5 protein-coding genes and 2 pseudogenes are annotated in these 5,291 nt (G+C 74.0%); 1 reads left to right on the top strand and 6 read right to left on the bottom strand.

The annotated features are described in order from the left end of the window. Positions 1-51 precede the first annotated feature (51 nt). From cobC to J1C73_RS34945, 3 genes and pseudogenes are all read right to left on the bottom strand, one after another. The gene (cobC, locus tag J1C73_RS15855; protein WP_123469831.1) at positions 52-1,146 is read right to left on the bottom strand and encodes an Rv2231c family histidinol phosphate aminotransferase CobC; all 1,095 of its coding nucleotides are present in this window, start codon (positions 1,144-1,146) and stop codon (positions 52-54) included. Beyond that, a pseudogene (locus J1C73_RS36215) lies at positions 1,130-1,397 on the bottom strand (CbiX/SirB N-terminal domain-containing protein); the annotation flags it as partial. The pseudogene J1C73_RS36215 and the gene cobC, both read right to left, overlap by 17 nt. Beyond that, positions 1,376-1,771: pseudogene (locus J1C73_RS34945) on the bottom strand (cobalamin biosynthesis protein); the annotation flags it as partial. The pseudogenes J1C73_RS34945 and J1C73_RS36215, both read right to left, overlap by 22 nt. 159 nt (positions 1,772-1,930) lie before the next feature. Between J1C73_RS34945 and J1C73_RS15865 the strand changes: the two are divergent. Continuing rightward, positions 1,931-2,653, top strand: coding sequence for a ZIP family metal transporter (locus J1C73_RS15865; protein ID WP_123469118.1), 723 nt, complete (start codon positions 1,931-1,933; stop codon positions 2,651-2,653). Positions 2,654-2,691: 38 nt separating this feature from the next. On the opposite strand, the gene J1C73_RS15870 is transcribed toward J1C73_RS15865, so the two are convergent. The 3 genes from J1C73_RS15870 to J1C73_RS15880 all read right to left on the bottom strand — a co-directional run. After that, entirely contained in the window at positions 2,692-4,059 is a 1,368-nt protein-coding gene (locus tag J1C73_RS15870) for a cobyrinic acid a,c-diamide synthase CobB (protein WP_207316951.1), read from the bottom strand. Next, a complete protein-coding gene (cobO, locus tag J1C73_RS15875) occupies positions 4,053-4,652 on the bottom strand; it encodes a cob(I)yrinic acid a,c-diamide adenosyltransferase (protein WP_123469114.1) in 600 nt (199 codons plus the stop codon). The genes J1C73_RS15870 and cobO overlap by 7 nt, the downstream gene beginning before the upstream one ends. Then, a partial coding sequence (locus J1C73_RS15880) for a vWA domain-containing protein (RefSeq protein ID WP_207316952.1) occupies positions 4,652-5,291 on the bottom strand: 640 nt, incomplete at its 5' end. The genes cobO and J1C73_RS15880, both read right to left, overlap by 1 nt.

Consider the following 5,291-nt stretch of genomic DNA (forward strand, 5'->3'; position numbering starts at 1 on the left):
GGTGGAACGCCGCTCCCCGCCCCCGACGCGTCACCGGAGGGGGCGGGACCGTCACCGGCTGACGGCGGTCAGCGCCTGGAGCGCCTGGTCGAGCACCTGCAGAAAGCGGTTGGTCGTCGTACGGTCGCGCACCGCCAGCCTCAGCCAGTCGGTGCCGAGCCCCGGAAACGTATCGCCGCGCCGGGCCGCGAACCCCAGCATCCGCAGCCGCTCCCGTATCTCCGCAGCCCGCTCCAGCCGGATCAGGACGAACGAACCCTCGGCCGGCTCCACCACCTGGATCTCGGTGAACTCGCGCAGCCCCGCGACCAGATGGCACCGGTCCACCGCGATGCGCTCCGCCGCGGCCGCCGCCTCGGCCAGCGCCCTCGGCTCCATGCACGCCTCCGCGGCCGTCAGCGCCGGCGACGAGACCGGCCACAACGGCTGCGCCTGCGCCAGCCTGCCCACGGTCTCCGGCGCGGCCGTGACATAGCCGATCCGCAGCCCGGCGAGCCCCCAGGTCTTGGTGAGGCTGCGCAGGACCACGAGCCCGGGGACGTCCGTACGGCCGCACAGCGCCTCGCGCTCACCGGGCACCGCGTCCATGAACGCCTCGTCGACCACCAGCGTCCGGCCGGGGCGCGCCAGTTGCTCCAGTACGGCCGCGGGGTGCAGTACGGACGTCGGGTTGGTCGGATTGCCGACCACCACCAGATCCGCGTCCGCCGGAACGGCGGCCGGATCCAGCCGGAAGCCGTCCTCGGCCCGCAGCAGCACCCGTCCCACCTCGTGCCCGGCCGCGCGCAGGGCGGCCTCCGGCTCGGTGAACTGCGGATGGACCACGACCGGCCGCCGGGCCGGCAGCGCGCGTGCGATCAGCACGAACGCCTCCGCCGCGCCCGCGGTCAGCAGCACCCGCTCGGGCGGCAGCCCGTGCCGTGCGGCGACCGCCGCGAGCGCCGGACGCCCGTCCGGGTAGGCGGAGAGCGCGCCCAGCGACGCGGCTATCCGCTCCTTCAGCCAGGCAGGTGGGGTGCCGGCCCGTACGTTGACGGCGAGATCGGTCAGATCCCGGCCCCGTCCCCGTACCTCCGCGTCACCGTGATGCCGCAGATCGTGCGGCCCCGCGCCGGTTGCGTCGGGGCTCTCAGTGGGAGTGTGCATGACCGCCATGGTGGGGGTGGTGGTGATGGCCGTCGTCGTCAGGGTGGAAGCGCGGCTGGTGCGGCGGTCCCACCTTGTCCTCGAGGCCCGGCAGTGAGATCGGTACACGCAGGAGTCGCCGTCCATCCGCGGATCGCTTCTGACGGCCTCCCGGTGGCGCCGCCGGTGCAGAGGAAGTACGGCAGAACGACTATGCGCCCCGCACCCGGCTTCACGCAACGGTCCAGGCCCTGCCGTGCACCGGGCGCGGCAGGCGGGCCACCGCGCAGGTGACCATCGCCGCGCGCCCTTTGGGCTGCGACTTCCGTTTCGGCACCAGGAGTTCGCCGCCGGCGGCGAGCGCCGCGGCCTCCGCCACCGAGGGCGTGCCGACGGCGGCGAGCGGCGCGCCGGACGGATGCGGCACCTCGACGCGGGCCAACTCCTCGGCCGTATACGTCCGCAGCGGCACACCGAGCCGTGCGGCGGCGGCCACGATCCCCGGCTCCTCGACCCTGGTGTCGACGGTCACCAACTCCGCGACGCCCGACGGCGAGAGCCCCGCCCCGGCCAGGGTGTCCCGGATCAGCCCGAACACCTCGTCCAGGGGCGCGCCCCTGGACGCGCCGACCCCGACGGCGAGCGAGGCGCCCTCCACCGGGCCCCCCACCGCGTCCGTCGCCGTCGGCACGGCTGCGGCGACTGTTTCGGTCATGGAGCGATCCTTTCGGGACGGGGGAGGGCGGGACCTGACGGAGGGCGCCCTGAGATGCGCGCACCGGGGTCAATCGGCTAGCAAGAGCCCATGGCGGTGTTCGTCGCGCTCGGCGCGTTCCTGATGACCCTGGCCGGCGGCTGGGTCGCCCAGCGCGTCACCGACCGCCGTCACCTGGTCCTCGGCTTCGCGGGCGGACTGATGCTCGGCGTGGTCGGCCTGGACCTGCTGCCGGAGGCGATCGAGGCCGCGGGCGGTCTCGTCTTCGGCGTACCGGCGGCCCTGCTGCTGTTCGTCGGCGGCTTCCTGGTCGCCCACCTGGTGGAGCGGCTGCTCGCGGTACGCCAGGCCGCACACGGCGCGGGCGAGGAACGGGTGCCCCAGGTAGGGCTGACGGCGGCGGCGGCGATGGTCGGCCACAGCCTGATGGACGGGGTGGCGCTCGGTGCGGCCTTCCAGGTCGGCGGCGGCATGGGCGCGGCCGTCGCCCTCGCCGTCATCACCCACGACTTCGCGGACGGCTTCAACACGTACACGATCACCAGCCTGTACGGGAACGCCCGCCGCAAGGCCCTCGCGATGCTCTACGCGGACGCGGCGGCGCCCGTCGTCGGCGCGGCGACGACGCTTCTGTTCACCCTTCCGGCCGAACTCCTCGGCTGCTATCTCGGCTTCTTCGGCGGAGCGCTGCTCTACCTCGCCGCCGCCGAGATCCTGCCCGAGGCGCACCACGACCACCCGGCCCGCTCCACCCTGCTCTGCACGATCGCCGGAGTGGGCTTCATCTGGCTGGTCGTGGGCCTCGCGGGCTGACCGGCCCACCGCGTCCCGCCCCGTGCGGTGCCCGGGGTTCATTCCGCGCACCTCTCGACGAACCGGCGGGCCGTACCGGGCGCAGAGGCCCAGTGCGTGTGCAGATAGCTCGCGTGCACGCCCCGCTGCACGAACCCCTCCACGCGCCGCTCCGGCCGGTGCATGCCCCAGGCCGGCTCGTCCCCGGCGCCCGGCTCCAGCACGGTGCGGTGGAACTCGTGCCCGCGCATCCGCGTACCGGCCGCCGCGAGCACGTTGTCGGAGAGCGCCACGGCGTCCCGGTAACCGAGCGTCAGCCGCTGGGACATCCGCCCCTCGGCATCCAGCACCCCGCACATGGGCAGCCCGTCGAGCGACCGCGCCAGATACAGCAGCCCCGCACACTCGGCGGCCACCGGTGCCCCGGACGCCGCGAGCTCCGCGACGGCCCCGCGCAACGGCTCGTTGGCGGACAGATCGGGCCCGTACACCTCGGGGAACCCGCCCCCGATGACCAGCCCCCGGGTCCCTTCGGGCAACGCCTCGTCCCGCAACGGGTCGAACGGCACCACCTCGGCCCCGGCGGCGGTGAGCAGCTCACTGTGCTCGGCGTAGGAGAAGGTGAAGGCGGCCCCGGACGCGACAGCGACCCGTACCCCTCCCGCTCCCGGAACGGGCCCGCCGCAGGCGGCCACGGCCTCCACCGCGTCCCACGCCTCACCGGTCACGGACGGCGCGGACCGCGCCAGAGCCATCAGACCCTCCAGATCGCACCCCGCCATCACCTGCTCCCGCATCGCCGCGACAGCGGCCAGCGCATCGCCCCGCCGCTCGGCCACCGGCACCAGCCCCAGGTGCCGCGACGGCACCGCCACCTGCTCGGCCCGCCGCAACACCCCCAGCACCGGCACCCCGGACTCCTCCAGGGCCTCGCGCAACAGCGCCTCGTGCCGGTCCGAACCGACCTTGTTCAGGATCACCCCGCCGATCCGCACCTGCGGGTCCCACGAGGCGAAACCGTGGACCAGCGCCGCCACCGACCGCGACTGCGACGACGCGTCCACGACCAGCACCACCGGCGCCCGCAGCAGCTTCGCGACATGCGCGGTGGACGCGAGCTCACCGAGCCCCGAGGCCCCGTCGTACAGCCCCATCACACCCTCGACGACCGCCAGGTCACAGCCCCGCGCACCGTGCGCGAACAGCGGAGCGATCAGCTCCGGACCGCACATGTACGCGTCGAGATTGCGCCCCGGCCGCCCGGTCGCCAGCGTGTGGTAGCCCGGGTCGATGTAGTCGGGCCCGACCTTGTGCCCGGACACGGCGAGCCCGCGCCCGGCGAAGGCGGCCATCAGACCCGTCGCGACGGTGGTCTTGCCGCTGCCGGACGACGGCGCGGCGACGACCAGGCGTGGAACCGTCACCACTCGATGCCCCTCTGGCCCTTCTGTCCGGCGTCCATCGGGTGCTTGACCTTCGACATGTCGGTCACCAGATCCGCCGCGTCCAGCAGCGCGGCAGGCGCGTTGCGCCCGGTGATCACCACATGCTGCGAACCGGGCCGGTCGCGCAGCACCTCGACCACCTCGTCGGTGTCGACCCAGCCCCAGTGCATCGGGTAGGCGAACTCGTCGAGCACGTACAGCCGGTGCGTCTCGGCGGCGAGGTCACGCTTGACCTGCTCCCAGCCCTCGCGCGCCGCGGCCTCGTTGTCCAGCTGCTGGTCGCGCTGGACCCAGGACCAGCCCTCGCCCATCTTGTGCCAGACGACGGAGCCGCCCTCGCCGCTCGCGCCGAGTACCTTCAGCGCGTTCTCCTCGCCGACCTTCCACTTCGCCGACTTCACGAACTGGAAGACCCCGACCGGCCACCCCTGATTCCAGGCGCGCAGCGCCAGCCCGAAGGCCGCCGTCGACTTGCCCTTGCCGATGCCGGTGTGCACCATCAGCAGCGGCCGGTTGCGGCGCTGGCGGGTGGTGAGTCCGTCGTCCGGCACACTGACCGGCTGTCCCTGCGGCATTAAGCGGCCCTCCTGTTGTCGCCCTGAACGTCCTTGACCAGCCCGGCGATCGAGTCGGCCCGCAGCTCGTCGAGCGTGACGGCGGTGCCGCCGAGCTCCTGCGCGAGACTCACCGCGAGGCCGAGCCGCACCGGACCCGACTCGCAGTCCACGACCACCGACGCCGTGCCCTCCACCTCGTGCAGCCGGGCCGCGCGCGTGGCCAGTGCCACCGGCTCCGGCCCCCCGGTCGCCCGCCCGTCGGTCACCACGAGCAGCAGCGGCCGCCGCGACGGATCGCGCATCCGCTCCACCCGCAGTACGTCATGGGCCTTCAGCAGCCCGGCGGCCAGCGGGGTACGCCCACCGGTCGGCAGCGTCTCCAGCCGTGCGGCCGCCGCGTCCACCGACGAGGTCGGCGGCAGCACCACGGCCGCCTCCTTGCCCCGGAAGGTGATCAGACCGACCTTGTCCCGCCGCTGATAGGCATCCATCAGCAGGGAGAGGACCGCACCCTTCACGGCGGCCATCCGCTGCCGGGCCGCCATCGACCCCGACGCGTCCACGACGAACAGCACGAGATTCCCCTCGCGCCCTTCCCTCGTGGCCTGCCGCAGATCGTCCCGCCGCACCACCAGGCCCCGCCCGGACCGGCCCCGC

This window comes from Streptomyces laculatispora, from assembly GCF_017353455.1.
Lineage (GTDB): Bacteria > Actinomycetota > Actinomycetes > Streptomycetales > Streptomycetaceae > Streptomyces > Streptomyces laculatispora.